General features: G+C 34.2%; 1 protein-coding gene. It reads left to right on the top strand.

Features of this window, described 5'->3' with window-relative positions; translation table 11 throughout:
* Nucleotides 1-246 (top strand): endonuclease III (gene nth, locus NHF47_RS17095; RefSeq protein ID WP_374670183.1); only part of this gene is annotated, 246 nt, incomplete at its 5' end.
* Nucleotides 247-357 lie beyond the last annotated feature (111 nt).

The following is a 357-nucleotide window of genomic DNA, read 5'->3' as shown; positions in this document are numbered from 1 at the left end:
GAAGGCATTCTAGTTGACTTACATGTTTTACGAGTGGTGCCTCGATTTGGATTAACTCCACAATATAAAGACGCCAATAAAATTGAGAAAATCCTTATGGAAAAACTTCCTTATTCGATGTGGAATGATATTGGCATGGCATTGTCTTTTTTAGGTAGAACAATTTGTAGACCTGCAAATCCAAAATGCACGATATGCCCAATACATAAAGATTGTACGTATTTCCAAAACAGTTCAAATCTTTAAAAATTATTCTTTTTAAAATGGTATAAAAACAAAAAACCCTTATCGTATAGATAAGGGTTTTCAAAAGAAAGGCGACGACATACTCTCCCACAAGATTGCAGTACCATCTGC

This window comes from Flavobacterium sp. NRK F7, assembly GCF_024054195.1.
Classification (GTDB): Bacteria; Bacteroidota; Bacteroidia; order Flavobacteriales; family Flavobacteriaceae; genus Flavobacterium.
This window is presented reverse-complemented; position numbering and strand designations above follow the sequence as displayed.